The organism is Sphingomonas sp. NIBR02145, from assembly GCF_027359115.1.
GTDB classification, from domain to species: domain Bacteria; phylum Pseudomonadota; class Alphaproteobacteria; order Sphingomonadales; family Sphingomonadaceae; genus Sphingomonas; species Sphingomonas kyeonggiensis_A.
Window position 1 is genome coordinate 4,328,604 of sequence record NZ_CP114791.1, and the last position, 16,174, is coordinate 4,344,777.

16 protein-coding genes and 2 pseudogenes are annotated in these 16,174 nt (G+C 68.2%); 12 read left to right on the forward strand and 6 right to left on the reverse strand.

What is annotated here, in order from left to right:
• Positions 1 to 8 precede the first annotated feature (8 nt).
• Together O3305_RS19780 and O3305_RS19785 are read left to right on the forward strand one after the other, a co-directional pair.
• Positions 9 to 836, forward strand: a complete 828-nt coding sequence (locus O3305_RS19780) for a TIGR02587 family membrane protein (RefSeq protein ID WP_269574061.1) — start codon at positions 9 to 11, stop codon at positions 834 to 836.
• Between the two features lie 2 nt (positions 837 to 838).
• On the forward strand, positions 839 to 1,231 hold the full coding sequence (locus tag O3305_RS19785; protein ID WP_269574062.1) for a hypothetical protein: 393 nt from the start codon (positions 839 to 841) through the stop codon (positions 1,229 to 1,231).
• 457 nt (positions 1,232 to 1,688) lie between these two features.
• Here the strand turns inward: O3305_RS19785 and O3305_RS19790 are convergent, their stop codons facing one another.
• Together O3305_RS19790 and O3305_RS19795 are read right to left on the reverse strand one after the other, a co-directional pair.
• On the reverse strand, positions 1,689 to 2,408 hold the full coding sequence (locus tag O3305_RS19790; RefSeq protein ID WP_269574063.1) for a hypothetical protein: 720 nt from the start codon (positions 2,406 to 2,408) through the stop codon (positions 1,689 to 1,691).
• Between the two features lie 56 nt (positions 2,409 to 2,464).
• Complete coding sequence (locus O3305_RS19795; RefSeq protein ID WP_269574064.1) at positions 2,465 to 3,889, reverse strand: thiol-activated cytolysin family protein; 1,425 nt, start codon at positions 3,887 to 3,889, stop codon at positions 2,465 to 2,467.
• A gap of 484 nt (positions 3,890 to 4,373) precedes the next feature.
• Between O3305_RS19795 and O3305_RS19800 the strand changes: the two genes are divergently transcribed.
• On the forward strand, positions 4,374 to 5,204 hold the full coding sequence (locus tag O3305_RS19800) for a hypothetical protein (protein ID WP_269574065.1): 831 nt from the start codon (positions 4,374 to 4,376) through the stop codon (positions 5,202 to 5,204).
• 106 nt (positions 5,205 to 5,310) lie between these two features.
• Here O3305_RS19800 and O3305_RS19805 read toward each other — a convergent pair whose 3' ends face one another.
• Both O3305_RS19805 and O3305_RS23165 read right to left on the reverse strand, forming a co-directional pair.
• A complete protein-coding gene (locus O3305_RS19805; RefSeq protein ID WP_269574066.1) occupies positions 5,311 to 5,919 on the reverse strand; it encodes a DNA -binding domain-containing protein in 609 nt (202 codons plus the stop codon).
• A 31-nt stretch (positions 5,920 to 5,950) separates the two neighbouring features.
• Positions 5,951 to 6,100, reverse strand: a pseudogene (locus O3305_RS23165) (transcriptional regulator domain-containing protein); the annotation flags it as partial.
• Positions 6,101 to 6,311: 211 nt separating this feature from the next.
• Here O3305_RS23165 and O3305_RS19810 point away from each other — a divergent pair.
• The 5 genes from O3305_RS19810 to O3305_RS19830 all read left to right on the forward strand — a co-directional run bounded on the left by O3305_RS19810 (position 6,312) and on the right by O3305_RS19830 (position 10,589).
• Complete coding sequence (locus O3305_RS19810) at positions 6,312 to 7,055, forward strand: LuxR family transcriptional regulator (RefSeq protein WP_269574067.1); 744 nt, start codon at positions 6,312 to 6,314, stop codon at positions 7,053 to 7,055.
• Positions 7,056 to 7,133: 78 nt separating this feature from the next.
• Positions 7,134 to 7,739, forward strand: coding sequence for an acyl-homoserine-lactone synthase (locus tag O3305_RS19815; RefSeq protein ID WP_269574068.1), 606 nt, complete (start codon positions 7,134 to 7,136; stop codon positions 7,737 to 7,739).
• Positions 7,739 to 8,629 (forward strand): phytanoyl-CoA dioxygenase family protein, encoded by an 891-nt coding sequence (locus tag O3305_RS19820; RefSeq protein ID WP_269574069.1) that lies wholly within the window; start codon positions 7,739 to 7,741, stop codon positions 8,627 to 8,629. Before O3305_RS19815 ends, O3305_RS19820 begins: the two co-directional genes overlap by 1 nt.
• Before the next feature lie 3 nt (positions 8,630 to 8,632).
• Positions 8,633 to 9,247, forward strand: a complete 615-nt coding sequence (locus O3305_RS19825; protein ID WP_269574070.1) for a GntR family transcriptional regulator — start codon at positions 8,633 to 8,635, stop codon at positions 9,245 to 9,247.
• Positions 9,248 to 9,410: 163 nt separating this feature from the next.
• Positions 9,411 to 10,589, forward strand: a complete 1,179-nt coding sequence (locus tag O3305_RS19830) for a cysteine desulfurase family protein (protein ID WP_269574071.1) — start codon at positions 9,411 to 9,413, stop codon at positions 10,587 to 10,589.
• A 345-nt stretch (positions 10,590 to 10,934) separates the two neighbouring features.
• Here O3305_RS19830 and O3305_RS19835 read toward each other — a convergent pair.
• Both O3305_RS19835 and O3305_RS19840 read right to left on the reverse strand, forming a co-directional pair.
• Positions 10,935 to 11,180: pseudogene (locus tag O3305_RS19835) on the reverse strand (nucleotidyltransferase); the annotation flags it as partial.
• Between the two features lie 78 nt (positions 11,181 to 11,258).
• Complete coding sequence (locus O3305_RS19840) at positions 11,259 to 11,474, reverse strand: sigma factor-like helix-turn-helix DNA-binding protein (protein ID WP_269574072.1); 216 nt, start codon at positions 11,472 to 11,474, stop codon at positions 11,259 to 11,261.
• A gap of 413 nt (positions 11,475 to 11,887) precedes the next feature.
• On the opposite strand from O3305_RS19840, the gene O3305_RS19845 reads away from it, so the two are divergent.
• The 4 genes from O3305_RS19845 to O3305_RS19860 all read left to right on the forward strand — a co-directional run bounded on the left by O3305_RS19845 (position 11,888) and on the right by O3305_RS19860 (position 16,153).
• A complete protein-coding gene (locus O3305_RS19845; protein WP_269574073.1) occupies positions 11,888 to 12,427 on the forward strand; it encodes an RNA polymerase sigma factor in 540 nt (179 codons plus the stop codon).
• Complete coding sequence (locus O3305_RS19850) at positions 12,424 to 13,458, forward strand: FecR family protein (protein WP_269574074.1); 1,035 nt, start codon at positions 12,424 to 12,426, stop codon at positions 13,456 to 13,458. The genes O3305_RS19845 and O3305_RS19850 overlap by 4 nt, the downstream gene beginning before the upstream one ends.
• A gap of 298 nt (positions 13,459 to 13,756) precedes the next feature.
• Positions 13,757 to 14,023 (forward strand): GlsB/YeaQ/YmgE family stress response membrane protein, encoded by a 267-nt coding sequence (locus O3305_RS19855; RefSeq protein WP_269574075.1) that lies wholly within the window; start codon positions 13,757 to 13,759, stop codon positions 14,021 to 14,023.
• Between the two features lie 405 nt (positions 14,024 to 14,428).
• A complete protein-coding gene (locus O3305_RS19860) occupies positions 14,429 to 16,153 on the forward strand; it encodes a cryptochrome/photolyase family protein (RefSeq protein ID WP_353739206.1) in 1,725 nt (574 codons plus the stop codon).
• The last annotated feature ends 21 nt before the right edge of the window (positions 16,154 to 16,174 follow it).

Below are 16,174 nucleotides of genomic sequence, written 5' to 3' on the forward strand. Positions count from 1 at the left end.
TGACGTCGATGGCGGCACAACTGAACCGGGATTATGCGGTCGGGCTGGCACGTGCCTTTGCCGGTGCGATCCTTTTCGGGCTGCCGCTGCTGATGACGATGGAGATGTGGGCGATCGGCCTGCACATCGCGCCGGCGCGCCTGTTGCTGTTCCTGCTCTTCAACTTCGCGGGGCTGGTGGTGTTGTCGCGCTTCGGGGGCTTCGAGCGGACGGCGACGCTGACCGAGGACGTGCTCGACGCCCTGGCGGCCCAGGCGGTCGGCATGATCGCCTCCATCGCGATCCTCGCCCTGTTCGGGCTCCTGCGCCTAGATCTCCCGTTCGACGCCGCGCTCGGGCAGGTCGCGATCCAGTGCGTGCCCGCCAGCTTCGGCGCGATGATCGCGCGCAAGCAACTGGGCTCGGGCGAAGGGGACGAGGACGAGAGCCTTGCGCATCGATCGGCCGGCTATGCCGGGCAATTGTTCCTGATGCTCGCGGGTGCGCTGTTCTTCGCCTTCAACGTCGCACCGACCGAGGAGATGATATTGATCGCGTACAAGATGAGCGCCGGACATGCCCTGGCGCTCGTTCTCGCCTCGCTCGTTCTGCTGCACATCCTGGTGTTCACGGTCGGACTGGCGGGACAGGAAGCCGGCCCGGAAGGCGCTGCGCCCCTGCGCCTGTTCCTGGTCTTTACCGTTCCCGGCTATGCCATCGCGCTGCTGGTCAGCCTCTATGTGCTTTGGACCTTCGGCAGCCTCGACGGGCAGGACAGCTTCACCATCGCGCGCATCGTCGTCGTGCTCGGCTTTCCCGCCGCGACCGGGGCCGCGATCGCGCGGCTGGTGGTCTGACCATGGCAAGGCGCGAACCGCATGCACGAACCTCGGCGCTCGAATGGGCATCGGCGGCGCTCGGCCTGGCCGTGCTGCTGCTGGTGTTCGCCGTGATCGGCGCCGACCTCCGGCGCGGGGGCGCCACCCCGCCGGCGATCACCGTCGAGGTGCGTGAAGTAGCAGCATCGGGGCAAGGGTTCGTGGTCGTATTCGACGCGATCAACCGCGGCGGTACCGCTGCTTCGGTAGAGATCGAAGGCACGCTGTCCGTCCCCGGCAAGCCGTCCGAGACGGCAAGCGCGACGCTCGACTATGTCGCGGCTGGCGCCCGGGTCGAGGGCGGGCTCATGTTCGCACAGGACCCGCGCCAGGGCAGGCTCAGGTTGCGGGCGCTCGGCTATCAAGATCCGTGACGGACCGCCGCCCTGCTCTCGGGCATCGGGGGAATTCCTCATCCGCTGGCCGGCCGCGCGGCGCCAGGCACCGACGAACCGGCGAAGCACCATTAGCTGCGCGCCGAAGGGCAGGCGCCGTTCGCTATGCCCGTCCGGCGCTGCCTTGGGACCCTGCCGCCTCTGAAGCGTTGGACCTGTACGCAGTTGCACGGAGAGGTCTCAGATGCGCGACGATCAGGAACGAGGCGGCGGAGCAAAGCCAGGCGACACACCCGCTGATACGCAGGAAATGAATGACGAAAACACAGCGACGCGGTCCGGCAAGCAGCAGCCCGCCACGACCTACAATGTCGTCGGCTTCTACGAGAAGGGGCCGCTGCAGATGCGCCTGGCCTATAACTACCGCAACGCCTATGAGCAGACGGCCCAGGGCAATCGGGGCCAGCCGGTCAATGTCGATGCATACGGGATTCGGTCAACGGCGTTCGCGCGCGGTGCGCTTGGCAGGCGACGCGGCCTTCTTGTCCTTCGGCGCGAGCGCGACGCCGAGGCGACCGGCCAGGTTTCGACCGATCGCTGCGATACTCTCCTCGCCCCGGCGTGTCAGGAGCGGCGGTGCGGATAAGGTTCGCGCCGTAAGCAGGACGACCACGTGCTTCGAGCCCGTAAGCCGCTTGACCGCCGGCAGATGGGATTCGTGAATCTGGCCGGCCCGATCGATGATCTCGCCGACTCCCTCGATCGTATCCCTGACGAGGCCGGCGAGGCCCGGGGTCCCGGCAAAGCCGGTGAACGGGGTCACGAAGCTGGTGAGGACGCCGTCGAAACTGTACGTCTTGTCCGGGATGAAGACATGCGCGTGATAGTCGCTCGGGATGTCGACTTCATTGACGCGAATGACCTGCTCGTCCGGCCCGCCATAGGGCGAAGGCACGAACTCCTCGATCTTCGCGCCGGCAGCGATCCCGCTCCAGACGAAGCGTTCGTCGTGACCGGCCATTTCGCGAAGCACCGCCTCCAGCGCGTGGGTGCCGCGGCCCTCGAAGACGACGTCCTTGAAGAGAAGGTTGTGGCGGCGCAGGACGGTGAGCGATCCGCTTCGCCTGCCACCCTTCAGCCACCGGGGCCCGAACGCGATTCCTGGGAGCGCTGCGGCCTGGTCGGACACGACCCAGCCATATCGAACCTTCGCCATGAAGTTTCTCCTTTCCTTCGCCCGGGATTGGGCGGTCAAGCATGCGATCGAAAAGCTCAGCAGGTGCCGGATTGCGGCTGCACGGTCGTCCCGGCGATGCGCAGGCAGGTCCCCGCGCGCCGCCTCGAAACCTCATTCCAGTAGCCAGCCTGGCGCCAGTCGTTGTGGAAGAAATCCAGCTCGCCCAGCACGGTGAGGCCCAGGGCGTCCGCGGGAACGGAAATGGTGCGCCGCCAGCCCGCGGTCTGGACACCGCTATGCCAGCTTCTGTCCTCGGTCTCCTCGCCGACACCCCGCGGCTGCTGCCATCTGACGATGAACCGGCCCCGGTACCCGCCGTCGTGGCGCAGCTCGATCGCGTAATTGTCGAGGGTCCTGCAACTCGGTACCGCGAAGGGACCATCGTAGCGGGCATGGGCCAGCTCGCCGGTCAGCAGGTTGACCGTATAGCCGATCGGCAGGCCCGGATTGTCCCGGGCGAGCTGGCTGCCGCTCTCGATGATGTCCTTCACCTGCCGGTCGTTGTCCGGACCATGGGCGACGACCCGCGCCGCATGTTCGGCGCCGCCGCCAAGGACGATGACCCCGAAGCGCGAATTGTTCGCCACGCGCCGCGCGTGCGCGTTGACCTGCCCCTTGGCGCCGGTCCCGCCCGTCGCATAGTCGAGCGCCGCTTTCGCGTCCGCTTCGGTGACCGAGGCGTCGGTCTCCATGCTGACCAGGATGAGCCGGCCATAGGCGACGCTGCTCACATAGCCGGGCAACCGGGCAGGGCCGAAGTCGCTGCGCAGCCGCGCGAGGCTGACATCCCTGCGGAAGAAGCCTGCGACGTTGCGCGGGCGGTCGACCCCGACAGTATAGAAAACCTGCCGGAAGACCGCGAGGTAGGTCGCCCTGGACTGGTCGCTCGACGCCGAGAGCATTGCCGAAGCCCGGCCCCCGGCCCATTGCGCGCTGAAGCCCAGGCCCGCGGCGGCCTGCTGCGCGTTGTAGGAGCGCGTCCTGCGGTAGCTGACGATCGCCGGCGCCTGATAGCCTCGCCCGGCCGGGCCGGATAGCCAGGCGCTGACGACGCCGTCGACCGCGGCATGGACGGTGCCCGCACTCGGCTGCTGGACCAGGAACCGCGCATCGGCGCCGAGGCCGGGCAGCGAGATGTTCAGGGCGAGGGGCGGGCGCGGGTAGCTGGTGACGGTCGGCCGGCCCTGGGCGAGCCGCTGGTCGACGACCAGGATCGCCCCGGGGTAGATCCGGTTGGTGTCGGCGGACAGGATCGCAAAGGAATCCTCCAGCTGGCTGCCGCTGAGCTCCTGCGGTTCACAGACGATCGTCTGTACCTGCGTCTCGCGGCGGGAAACGGGCGGCACGGCCGGTGCCGCGAGCGACAGCAACTGGGTCGCATCGCGCGGCAGGCCGAGCAGGAAGGACTCGACCGGATCGGCGACTTGGGCCGCGACGCCCGGGGCCAGGGCGAGAAGCATTGTCGCTGGCAGGATGGCACGCATGAGTGGCTGTCCTTTCATCGGTTGGAGCGCGCGGACGGCACAGCCGCCGCATCAGGTGTTCACGCCGGCAGCAAAGCGCCCGGCGCGGCGGGCGCCGGTTCCCCGCGCAGCACGCGATCTGCCCCCGCTGCGCGGCCGCATGGTCAGGTCCGGCGCTGCCGGCGCACCCCTCGGCAATACGCGGGTCCAGTGCTGCGGGCGCGGCTGCACGACCCTGTCCGCGACCCGCCAACAGGTTCGGCAATAAGGGGCCGGGGTGATCGGCAAGCAGTGCTTAAGGCCCTGCCAATCATCAACTGCTCTGGCCCGGCTTTCCGGTGGGCAATATTCTTGGTCGACCGGCACATGCTACGTGCGGAGGACCGATCTGCAACGTAACTTTGGTGGCATATCCTCCCTCCCAGGCGACGCGGCAGCCACCATTGCGCCCGAGCTTGCGTTCGCGCGCGCGGCGGAGTGGATGGAAGAGGCCGCTCGCCTTTTCTCGCATCCGGCGTTCGGTGCGGCGCTGGTCCGGCTCGGCGGCAACCTGCTCGCGATCTCCGAGGCGAACCGGTCCTGCGCCCGCGCGATCGGGCAGCATCGCCGCTACGGCGTCGCGGCGCTGGTCGTCTATTTCGACGGGCGCTTCCGAAGCGGGCTCGGGCCGGCGCCGACCCGGGCGATGCTGACCAGGCTGGCGCAGCGGGCGGGGCTGGGCACCCGCCGGGGCATCGGGGCGATCCTCGACGTGCTGCTGCACTTCGGCTTCGTCTGCGAGGCGGCCCTGCCCGATGCCCGGTCGCGGCGCCTGGTCCCCGCCGCGCCGCTGACCGATTATCTCACGGCCGGGCTCGCCGCCCGGCTCGATGCGGCGGCCCTGCTCGGCCCCCTGCCGTCCGCCGCGGGGCAGCCTGATCGGATATTGCCGGTCTATCTCGACCAGCTGGTCGCGCCGCTCCTCGCCGAGAACCGCATGCCGCGGCAGGCCTTTCCCGAGCTGGCGCCTTTCGCCGACCGCGTGGCGGGATATATGCTGCTCTTCCATCTGCTGGCGTTGTCGGAACAGGCGCCACCGGGCGCGCCGGTCGCGATCCGGGTCGGCGATCTCGCACGCCGGCTCCACGTCTCGCGCATGCAGGTGGCGAAGATCCTGGCGGCGGCGGCGCGAGCGGGCCTGTGGACGACCCATGCCGGGCCGGCCATAATCTGGAACCCGGAAATCCATCACCGGCTGCGGCTGTTCGCCGCGGTCGAGCTGGCGCGGGCGACCTGCGCGGCCCAGGCCTGCATCGCCGAATCCCCCGCCTGACCCACCGATGCCCGCGTGCCACCGGAAGCACGAAACGACCGGCCCGGCCGCGCCTTAGCGCGCCCGCCATCTTGGTCACTGCGCCACGACGCGGATTCCAAACAGGCTAATCGCGCAGCAGGCCCCGCCATCCGCCCGCCGCCATCGCCCGTGCCTCGGCCACGCGGCGACGGACCCGCGACATCAGATAGTCCGAGCGCCCCTTCCAGTCCGTGCGAACCCGTTCCTCGCCATAGAGCGCCACGGCCATCTCGCGATAGGATGCGCCTGCCGCGAGCGCGTCGCCGACGCGCAGCGTCTCGAGGCGCCGGGGCAGGCCTGGCTCGGCCGGGTAGAGCGGGCGCGCGAAGCGGCCGGTGCGCCACAGGCCCAGCATGCGCCGCAGGGTCAGCACCGGCGCATCGACGCGGGTCAGCCCCGACAGCAGATAGTCGAGCCGGGCCGGCCCTTCCTCGACCAGCGTGCCCTCGACGACATCGATGCGGATGCGGTGCCAGCCGTCGGACAAAGCGACGTGCTCGCGGCCGGCGCCGCGCACGATCGTTGCCCAGCGCGCCAGGCGGGCCAGGTCGATCGCCTCGGGATCCGCGCCGCCGCTCGGCACCGCCCGGACCTGTAGCACGAAGGGGTCGAGATCGGCATGCCAGAGCAGGCGCGCCTGCGGTGCCGCGCGCGCGGCATGCTCGGCGAAAGCACAGCCCGAAAGCCCGGGCATCCGCCTCCATCTCGAGATGGGGTGCCGTGCCGCCGATGCGGCGCAGGCGGGCGCTCGCGGCGGCATAATCGGGATCGCGGCGCAGCCATTCCCAGGCGAGGCCGGCGCGGTCGATGCCGGACAGCGCGCGGTAGGGCGCGCTGTCCCGCCAGTCCGGACGGCCTTCAGCAGCGGGGCCCATCGCCCGCCCATCGGGGCCAAGGCCATGCCCAACAAAGGCTTGACCATGTTTCCGGCCACCCGAATTTGCCCAGCCGGCCGACTCGGGCTAGACAGGCAGCCTTATCGATCCGACCGCGGCGGCGATGGGAAAGCGCCATGCGCGGGCAGGGCAGGTGTCGATTTCGGTCGCTGCGGCTTGGGGCGCGTCCTTCATCGGTACGGCGTCCCCCATGGTAATTGCGACAGCACAACAATTCGCGCTTGCGGTCGAGGCCGCCGCGAGCATCGGCGAACTCGGTCGCCTGGTCGATGCGATCACCCGCGAGATGGGGTTCCGCTATTTCGCGCTGACCCATCATGTCGACATGTGGCGGGCGCCGCATCCTGCGATCCGCATCCACAATTATCCGCCGGACTGGGAAGCGTTCTTCGACGCTGAGGGGCTCGGCCGCTCCGATCCGGTGCACCGGGCGAGTCACCTGCGCAATCTCGGCTTTCCCTGGGCGATGCTGCGCGAGCTGATCGACCTGACAAGGCGCGACGAGGACATTCTCCTGCGCTCGAAGCGTGCCGGCCTCGCGGATGGCTATACGGTGCCCGCGCACCTGCCGGGCGAGGCGGAGGGGTCGTGTTCCTTCGCCACCGTCCACGGGCGAAGCTACCGCGTCGAGTGGATCCCGCTCGCCCAGTTTGTCGGTACCGCAGCCTTTGAGGCGGCGCGCCGCCTGTCGGGCATGCGCCGCACCGACCTCGACCGGCCGCGGCTCAGCGACCGCCAGCGCGACTGCATCTACTGGGCAGCCAGGGGCAAGTCGGAGTGGGAGACGGCGCAGATACTCGGCATCGGGCATGGCACGGCGGTCCAGCACATGAAGGAGGCGCGGCGGCGCTACGGCGTCTTCAACAAGACCCAACTCGCGATCCACGCCCTCTATGACGGGGCGCTCACCTTCACCGATGCGATGATCCGTTGAAACTCCCCATTTCTGGGGAATGGCCAGCACCGGCCGCCAGGCACAGCATCGGGCCTCCACGACCAGGGGAGCCCGGAGATGCTGTTCACGCACGACGACGAGAGCGCCGCCAGCGACAAGGTGATGCGCGCCATGTTCGAGGCCAGGAAGCGCGTCTTCGTCGACCTGCTCGGCTGGGACCTGCCGGTCCTGGCCGGCCTGTACGAGGTGGACCAGTATGACGACGGGCATGCCCGCTACCTGATCCTCACCGACACCGACCAGAACCACCTGGCCTCGGCGCGCATCCTGCCGACGACGGGACCGCACATCCTCGGCGAGCTGTTTCTCGAGCTGTGCGAGGCATCCGTGCCGAGCGGTCCCGACACCTGGGAGATCTCCCGCTTCTGCCTCGAGCGCAGGCTGCGCGCGCCCGAGCGCCGGCGCTGTCGCGACGCGCTGGTCACCGCGCTGGCGCACTATGCGCTGGCCAACGGCATCACCACCTATACCGGCGTCGCCGAGCAGGGATGGCTCGAGCAGATCCTCGCATTCGGCTGGCAGGCCGAGCCGCTCGGCCGGCCGAACCGCATCGGCACCCTGGCGCTCGGCGCGCTGCGGATCACCATTACCCCGGATACTCCCCGCCTTCTCGCGGCGGGCGGCATCCAGGCCCCCGCGATGCTGGACCAGGCGGCGGCGTGATGGCGGACCGGCTCGAGATCGCACCCCGGCACCAGGCAGCGCCCGATACGGCGCGGCGCCTGCTCGACCAGGGCTATTGCGTCCTGCCCAACGCTCTCCCGGGCGCGACGATCAAGGCGCTGGACGACGACCTCGCCCAGGCCTTCGCCGACACGCCGTTCTGCCAGGGCGTCTTCTACGGCGAGCGCACCAAGCGCTTCGGGCGACTGCTCGCGCGCAGCCCCCATGCCGCCGAGCTCGTCCTACATCCCGAAATCCTCGCCGTCGCAACCCAGGTCCTCGGTCCCTGGTGCGACTGCATCCAGCTCAACCTGACCCAGGCGATCGCGCTGCATCCCGGCGCACTGCCGCAACTGCCGCACCGCGACCAGGACATGTGGCGAGGCCCCACCGGCACCATCGAGTATCTCGTCAACGTGATGTGGCCATTCACGCCCTATCGCGAAATGAACGGCACCACACTGCTCTGGCCCGACAGCCACGGCCCAAAGGCGCTCGAACCCAATCCCGACGCCGCGCCGATCGCAATCGAGCTCGATCCCGGCGACGCGCTCGTCTTCCTCGGATCGACGCTGCACGGCGCGGGCGGCAACCGCAGCTTCACCACGCGCCGCGGCGCAATCATCAGCTACTGCCTGGGCTGGCTCAAGCCCTATGAAAACCAGTGGCTCGCCTATCCACCGGAGACCGCCCGACACTTCCCGCCCGAACTCGCCGCTCTCGTCGGCTACCGCCAGCACCGTCCCAACCTCGGCAATTACGAAGGGCAATGCCCCTCGATCCTGCTCCACGACGCACCCAACCACCCGATCGGCGCGGTCGATGCGCTGCGTCCAGACCAGCAGGCGCTGATCGAGGCGCATGTCGCCGGCCAGCGCGCCGGGGGATAAGCCATGAGCCCCGGCGCCACCTTCGAGCGCGTCTACAACGAGCTCAAGCGCATGCTGGCAGAGGGCGAGCTGCCCCCCGGCAGCCCGATCGAGCCCGCCTTGATTGGCAAACAGATCGCCTCAAGCATCACGCCTATTCGGGACGCCCTACACCGGCTCACCGGTGAGAGGCTGGTTGAAGCGCCGAACCATAATGGGTTTCGCGTGCCACTCCTGACAGAAGCGGGGCTACGAGACCTCTACAGCTGGAACGGTCTCGTCCTCGCTCTCGCTGCCAAACAACTCACAACTGGTCTTAAGCTTGAGGGGCTCGATCGCTGGGTCGCTAGGACGGACACCCCGTCTGCCACGGCGGCACTTTTCCACGGAATTGCTCGACACACGGGCAACGTCGAACTTGGCGCTGCCATCGGCCTGCTCAATGACCGGCTCGAGATATTCCGTCGCGCGGAACTCGCCACTCTAAACGCCGTCACCGATGAGCTTTCTACGCTGGCCGAGGTGGCCACATCTGGCGATCGGGCTGCGCTGGCGGCTGCGCTCCTGCGATATCATCGCCGAAGGACCGCAGTTGTCGCCCAAATCCTCGCGCATCTGATTAGCCGCGTCGGCAGATAGGGCATTGATTGGACGCTGCGTCGAGCTTTACGCTGAGCCTCACTGCCTTGTGTGCCTTTGCCTCGGGACGTAGTGCGAGCTTCAGGCGTGAGGCAGTGTCGGCCGGCACGGATGCTTTTTGTTGGGGTTCCCGGGGCCTGGTGCTAGGCTGTCGTCTGTGAATATGACCACGCCAATCTACCTCGATTTCCAAGCGACGACACCGGTTGATCCGCGTGTGCTGGCCGAAATGCTACCCTGGTTCGCCGAGCGATGGGGTAACCCGCACGCCACTGATCATCGCTTTGGCCGCGACGCAGCCCAGGCAATCCAAATCGCCCGACAGCAGGTCGCCACACTGATCGGGGCTGATCCGCGAGAGATTATTTTTTCTTCCGGTGCGACGGAATCGAACAATTTTCTGCTCCAGGGAGCATCGGCGGTGATGGCAGCCGCGGGCCGGTCGCGTGTTATAACTTGTGCAACCGAACATAAAGCGGTGCTTGAGGTTGTCGCTCAGCTGGCTATCAAAGGCCACCCCGTAACCATGCTTGATGTCCCGGCCTCGGGAATCATCGATCCGGTTGATATCGCTCGTCATATGGGAAGCGATGTCGGGCTAGTTTCCATCATGGCGATCAATAATGAGATCGGCGTCGAGCAGCCGATCACTGCGATCGGCGCCCTCTGTCGAGAGCACGGTGCTCTGTTCCACACGGATGCTGCGCAAGCGGTGGGCAAAATCCCTATCGATGTTGTGGAAGCCAATATCGATCTGCTCAGCCTCTCGGCGCATAAATTTTACGGCCCCCAAGGTATCGGCGCGGCCTATATTCGACGGGCGATCAAGCCGAATTTTCCGCCGAGGGCGGTAGGCGGCGGCCAAGAGGGCGGACTTCGTTCCGGCACGTTGCCGACCGCGCTATGTGTTGGGCTAGGTAGCGCAGCGCAGATCGCGCAAGAGGAAATGGTGCGGGAACGGGAGCAACTGACACGCTTCAGGGACCGTTTTCTCGCGCTTCTCGATGATGCTCGCATGGCCTATGTCATCAACGGTGAACTGGCGCGTCGCTGGCCCGGCAACCTTAACTTGAGCTTCGATGCAGTCGATGCCGAAGCCCTGCTGATGTCCGTCGGAGAAGTCCTTGCTCTATCGTCTGGGTCAGCATGCACCGCACAATCACTCGAGCCTTCGCATGTGATCACCGCAATCGTCGATGATCCGGACCGTGCCGAAAATGCGGTGCGGATCGGCTTCGGACGCTCGACCAGCGCGGAAGAGATCGATAGAGCGGCGGCAATCTTGATCAGCGCAGTGCAACGGCTCCGTCAGCTGAGCCACTCCGCTGCGGAGGGTGTTTAAAGACATGGCAACGATGATCGCCGCCGAGGAAAGCCTTGGTGACAAACTTGAGATAGCACGTCGTGATTTGCTCGAAGAATATCGCGCCGATCACGATTATCCTTGGATCATTGGATTTTCCGGGGGCAAGGACAGCACCCTAGTCGTCCAGCTTGTTTTCGAGATGCTACTCGACTTGCCGCCAAGCGAACGAAAGCGCCAGGTCCACGTCGTAGCCAATGACACGCTCGTGGAAGCCCCGCTGATTGCGCACCATCTCGATTCCGTCCTCGAACGGATGCGAGGAGTTGTTCCCGGGCTAAGGCTTCCCATTATGGTCCAGAAGACCACGCCCAAGCAGGACCAGACTTTCTGGGTCAACCTGATCAGCAGGTCGAAGTCGGACTGATAGCCCTTGGCGGTATGCGGCTCATCGATCCAGCCGCCCCGCGCATAGCTGCCGTAGAGGATCACCTTGAGGATGCGTGCCTGGCGCTTCCAGTCGACCGTGGCGGTCGCGGTCGCGTCGCGGAATTCCTCGAACAGGATCTGCACCACGCGCTCGAGCTCGCGCTGCTTGGCAGGTGGCAGATGATCGAGATCGGTACGCATGCGCGGAATCCTAGAGTGCCGGGGCGGCGATGCAACCGCCGGAGCGCCGATCAAGCGCCATTTCCGAGCGGTCGTCCATCAACGTCCACCGACGCCGAGATCGCGACCGAGCCGCACGAGCGCGCTCGCGAGCAGTCGCTCGACCTCGTCCACGCCGATGCCGAGCCGCGCGGCGACGGTGGCGAAGTCGTGTTCGTCGACGGCATGGAGCAGGAACACCGCCTGCTCCGGTGCGGGCAGTGCGGCCACTGCCGCGCGCATGCGCGCAACCAGCCTGACATCGATATCGGACATCGTAAAACCTCCTTCCAGCCGGCCCAAGGGGACCGGAGGAGACGCACACCGGGCACGCCATCAGCGGTGGCCCGCACCGCAGGGCGAAGCGCTAAGCGGAGCACCCGGCATCGCCGGGTTGCGGGGCACCGCGGCGCGCCCGACACGCGGCGCCCGGTCCCGGCCGGCGGGAGGGGCGATGTCCAGGCCCGTCCGCTGGCTGTTGCGCATCGGCGCGAACTGACGCAGACTCACCCCTGCAGCGCGGTCTCGGGCCGGCAGCCCGCTGCGGAACTGACCGCCAGGCATCAAGCGCTTCCGGCCATCACGGTCGGCGGTAATCTTCCGAGGCATCGCCCGGCACGAGACAGGCGCTCGTGCGATCGACCTTTCATGCCCGCGCCCCGCGCGGCGGCACCCGCTTGCGGTAGCGCATGCGGCGGCCTGACGAAGACCCCTGCGAGGCGCCCGGTGGCGGCGGCACCGGTCCGCTGCGCCTGGACGCATTGTACCGCGAGCAGGCCCCCCGCCTGCGCCGCTGGCTCGATGTGCGCCTGCGCTCGAGCGAGGAAGCGAACGACCTGGTGCAGGATGCGTTCGCGCGCCTGCTCGGCTCGGATGCCCGTAACGGGCTGCGCCAGCCCGAGGCGTTCCTCAACCGGATCGTGCGCAACCTGCTCATCGACCGGTCGCGCCGCGTAGCCAACCGCATGCCGCACGTGCCGATCGACGAGGTCAACGCGCCGGCGGCGCGTGCCACCCAGGAAGATGGAATCGAGGTCGCCCAGATGCGGGAACGCTACCGAGCGGCAGTGGCCGCGCTGCCGCCGCGCACCCGCGAGGTGTTCGTGCTGCACCGCCTCGAGGGCCTGGGCTACAAGGAGATCGCGACTCAGCTCGGCATCAGCGTCCGTACCGTCGAATGGCATATGGGCGAGGCGCTGCTGCGGATCGGCAGGGACCTGAAGCAATGACCATGTCGGAAGACCAGGCGGAGGAAGGCGACGACGCGCTCGCGCGCGAGGCTGCGCACTGGTTCGCGCGGATGCGCGGTCCCGATGCCGATGCCAGTCGCGCCGAGTTCGAGGCATGGCTCGCGCAAGGGGCGGAGCACCGGGGCGCCTATAACGACGCCGCCGAGGTCTTCGCGCTGGGCAAGTTGCTCGCCGAATCGGGCGAGCCTGCCCCCGCGCCGCCGCCGCGGCCGCGGCCGCAGCGGCGACGCAGGATGCCGGCAGTGGAACTGGCCGCATCGGTCGCGCTGGTCGCGGGCGTCGGCGGCTGGGTCGCGTGGCATCCGAACCGCTCGGCCCCGTCGGGCCAGGAAGCAGTCGCCGCCACGACCGACCATCGCAGGATCTCGACGGTCGCAGGGGAGAGGCGCGTGGTGCGCCTGGCCGACGGGTCGACCGTGCATCTTGGTGACGGCACCATAATCGACATCGATATCGCCGCCCGGCAGCGCGACCTGAGATTGCTCCAGGGCCAGGCACGCTTCGAGGTCGCCCATGAGCAGCGACCTTTCATCGTCCATGCCGGCGGCGGCAGCGTCACCGCCCGCGGCACGGTCTTCGAGGTCGCGCTGACGCGCGCGGGCAAGGTCGATGTCCGCCTGCTGCAGGGCGCGGTCGATGTCGCATTGCCGCGCCCGGCACCGAGCGCGCAGCCGGCGATCCGCAAGCTCGCGGCGGGCGAGGGCGTCTCCTTCGCGGCGCAGCCGGAAGCTGCGGCAACACCGGCCGCATCCGATGGCGGGAAGGCATTGCCAACCAATGCGGCGCACGAGTTCGAGGCAGTGCCCGTCGCCGAGCTGGTTGCGCTCGCCAACAAGGGGTCTGCACGGCCGATCAGGCTGGCCGATGCTTCGCTCGGGCCAAAGCGCGTATCGGGCCGCTTCCAGGTCGGCGATACCGGGCTGCTGGCAAGGCGGCTCGGCGCGCTGTTCGGAAGCGAGGTGCGGGACGGCGATCCGCGCGAGATCGTGCTGGCGCAGCCCGGCGACTGAGAAGGGCAATCGGGACGGACGGACAGGGCCAGCGCTCGCCCATCGCGGGTGGGCCTGTTCTCCACGCGAAAGCGAGCCGATCCGGCCGCCCGACAAGAACAACGAGACCGCAGCGCATCGACCCGGAGCGTGCGCCCGCTGGCCCGACCTGCGCACAACAGGACCGAGGGACAGGCCGGCTTCGGGTGCCAAGCCGCACCGGCGGTGCAGGGCACTGTCGCGACAGGGCGTTGCAGTTGCGGAACAAAGCCGATCCCTATGGATTGCCCATTCGGATTTTCAGCCAGGGAGAACTGCAATGGGTTGGATCATCGCTCTTATCGTGGGTGGCATCGCCGGCTGGCTGGCCAGCATCGTGATGGGCCGCAACGCCTCGATGGGCATCGTCCTCAACATCGTCGTAGGCTGCGTCGGCTCGGTCATCGGCAACTGGCTTTCCGGTCCCCTCCTCGGGGTCCGGGGCAGCGTGCAGGAATTCTCGGTGACCGGCCTGGTGATCGCCTTTGTCGGCGCCGTGGTGCTGCTCGGCATCTTCAACCTGGTCCAGCGTAACCGGGTTCGTTGAGGGGCACGCGGTCGCCGCGCCAGGCGGTGCTACCGCGCAAAAGAGGCCCCGGCGCAGGTGGCTGGCGACGGCCTGGACGGGAGGGCAGGCGCCTTTGCCCTCACCCAGCCGTTCGACCGGCCAGGGGTGCTGATCGGGCGCAAGCAATTTGCCTGACCGGCCGGTGGGCTCGGCTTCCCAGGCCTTGCACGCCTGGCTTTCTGTGAAATTTTCTGTCCGACGGTTGAGCCTAGTGCCGGGCCCGTTGGCGGGGCCGGTCCCGCCGCCGCTGCGGCGGTCATGCTGGTGCCAAGATCCCCGGCCCTAAATGCGCTGGGAGCGACCGCGCTGCACCTTTGGACATGTTCCCCGCAGCGGGCGGCGCGCCGTATCGGATGGTGCACGCTTTCGAGGACCACCCAACCGATGCCGACCACGCTGCTTTGGCTCCGGCAGGATCTCCGACTGACCGACCAGCCCGCGCTTTGCGCTGCGGTGGAGGAGGGCGACGTCGTGCCGGTCTTCATCCTCGACGATGCGCTAGCCGGCCCCTGGGCGATGGGCGGTGCGCAGCGCTGGTGGCTGCACCACAGCCTGACAGCGCTCGGCCGCAGCCTCGAGAAGCGCGGTGGCGATCTCGTGCTGCGCCGCGGGGACACGGCGGACACGCTTGCCGCACTTGTCCGCGAGGCGGGCGCCAGTCGAATCCATGCGCTGCGCCATTACGAACCCTGGAACCAGGCGACCGAGCGTGCGGTCGCGAAGGTCGCGGATCTGGAGCTGCATGACGGCAATTATCTGGTCCGGCCCGACGCCATCCTGAATGGCAGCGGCAGCCGCTACAGGGTCTTCACCCCCTGGTACCGCACGATGAGCGAGGCGCTCCCGCCGCTGCATCCCCTGGCGGCGCCGTCCCGCATCGGTGCGCCGGAGCGCATGCCGGCCTCCGAAGTGCTCGACGATTGGGCGCTGCTGCCCCGCGCGCCTGACTGGGCAGGCGGCTTCGCCGACTGGACGCCGGGCGAAAAGGGCGCCTGGCGGCGCTGGCGGTCCTTTCTCGAGACGCTGGAGCGGTACGGGCATGATCGCGACTATCCGGCACTCGAGGGTACCTCGCGGCTGTCGCCGCACCTGCATTTCGGGGAAATCTCGCCGCGCTGCCTCTGGTCCGCGCTCGACGATCGCAAAGGAGCGGGGGCCTCGGCGTTCCGCCGCGAACTGGCCTGGCGCGACCATGGCATAAACCTGCTCGACCAGATGCCCGACTATCCCGAGCGCAATGGCCGGGAAGCGTTCGAGCGGCTCGGCTGGCGCGAAGGCACCGAGGCGGAGCGTGACTTTCGTGCCTGGACGCGCGGGCGCACCGGCTTTCCGGTCGTCGATGCCGGCATGCGCCAGCTCTGGCAGACAGGCTGGATGCACAACCGGGTGCGCATGGTGACCGCGTCGTTCCTGGTGAAGCACCTGCTGATCGACTGGCGGCGCGGCGAGCGCTGGTTCTGGGATACGCTGGTCGATGCCGACCTGGGATCCAATGCGATGAACTGGCAATATGTCGCGGGCAGCGGGGTCGACGCGCCGGTCTTTTCCCGGATCATGGCGCCCTATCTCCAGAGCGAGAAGTTCGACATGGCCGGCTATGTGCGGCAATTCGTGCCCGAGCTCCGGGACCTGGACGATGCGCGGATCCACGCGCTGCACCTGAAGGGCGATCCGCCGCGAGGCTATCCCCGGCGTCTGATCGGGCACGAAGCCGGGCGCGCGCGCGCACTCGCGGCGTGGCAGGACATGGTCGCGGCTAGGAAGCGCCTGCGATCCGGCCAGCCAGATGCACTCCCGACAGCCAGGCGGACTGGGCGCCGGGGCCGATCAGCCAGTCTCCGCAAGCGCCGATTCCGAGTGCCGCGTTCCAAAGCGAGTCCCGGCCCGCCGCGCCCGAGGTGGCATAGCGCCAGCGATGCGAATCCGCGGCCAGGACGTCGAGCGGAGCCCCGCCAAGGCCGTCGGCCAGCGCCCCCCGCAGCGTCTCGATCACGAACGCGGCATCGGCGTCGAGATGCGCTTGGCTCCACTGTGCTCCGGCATGCACCGTCCAGGCTTGCGGCCCGCTGCGTCCGGGCTTGGACGCGCTGCTCGCGGCGCGGTCGATGATCCCGTGGGATTCGAGCAGCA

Excerpts from the sequence above, each read along its gene's own strand:
- O3305_RS19825 (WP_269574070.1), top strand. The coding sequence starts at position 8,633 with ATGAGCCCCGGCGCCACCTTCGAGCGCGTCTACAACGAGCTCAAGCGC.
- O3305_RS19860 (WP_353739206.1), top strand. The coding sequence starts at position 14,429 with ATGCCGACCACGCTGCTTTGGCTCCGGCAGGATCTCCGACTGACCGAC.
- O3305_RS19815 (WP_269574068.1), top strand. The coding sequence starts at position 7,134 with ATGCTGTTCACGCACGACGACGAGAGCGCCGCCAGCGACAAGGTGATG.
- O3305_RS19785 (WP_269574062.1), top strand. The coding sequence starts at position 839 with ATGGCAAGGCGCGAACCGCATGCACGAACCTCGGCGCTCGAATGGGCA.
- O3305_RS19805 (WP_269574066.1), bottom strand. The coding sequence starts at position 5,919 with ATGCCCGGGCTTTCGGGCTGTGCTTTCGCCGAGCATGCCGCGCGCGCG.
- O3305_RS19820 (WP_269574069.1), top strand. The coding sequence starts at position 7,739 with ATGGCGGACCGGCTCGAGATCGCACCCCGGCACCAGGCAGCGCCCGAT.
- O3305_RS19840 (WP_269574072.1), bottom strand. The coding sequence starts at position 11,474 with ATGTCCGATATCGATGTCAGGCTGGTTGCGCGCATGCGCGCGGCAGTG.
- O3305_RS19850 (WP_269574074.1), top strand. The coding sequence starts at position 12,424 with ATGACCATGTCGGAAGACCAGGCGGAGGAAGGCGACGACGCGCTCGCG.
- O3305_RS19810 (WP_269574067.1), top strand. The coding sequence starts at position 6,312 with ATGGTAATTGCGACAGCACAACAATTCGCGCTTGCGGTCGAGGCCGCC.
- O3305_RS19790 (WP_269574063.1), bottom strand. The coding sequence starts at position 2,408 with ATGGCGAAGGTTCGATATGGCTGGGTCGTGTCCGACCAGGCCGCAGCG.
- O3305_RS19795 (WP_269574064.1), bottom strand. The coding sequence starts at position 3,889 with ATGCTTCTCGCCCTGGCCCCGGGCGTCGCGGCCCAAGTCGCCGATCCG.
- O3305_RS19855 (WP_269574075.1), top strand. The coding sequence starts at position 13,757 with ATGGGTTGGATCATCGCTCTTATCGTGGGTGGCATCGCCGGCTGGCTG.
- O3305_RS19780 (WP_269574061.1), top strand. The coding sequence starts at position 9 with ATGGCGGCACAACTGAACCGGGATTATGCGGTCGGGCTGGCACGTGCC.
- O3305_RS19830 (WP_269574071.1), top strand. The coding sequence starts at position 9,411 with ATGACCACGCCAATCTACCTCGATTTCCAAGCGACGACACCGGTTGAT.
- O3305_RS19800 (WP_269574065.1), top strand. The coding sequence starts at position 4,374 with ATGGAAGAGGCCGCTCGCCTTTTCTCGCATCCGGCGTTCGGTGCGGCG.
- O3305_RS19845 (WP_269574073.1), top strand. The coding sequence starts at position 11,888 with ATGCGGCGGCCTGACGAAGACCCCTGCGAGGCGCCCGGTGGCGGCGGC.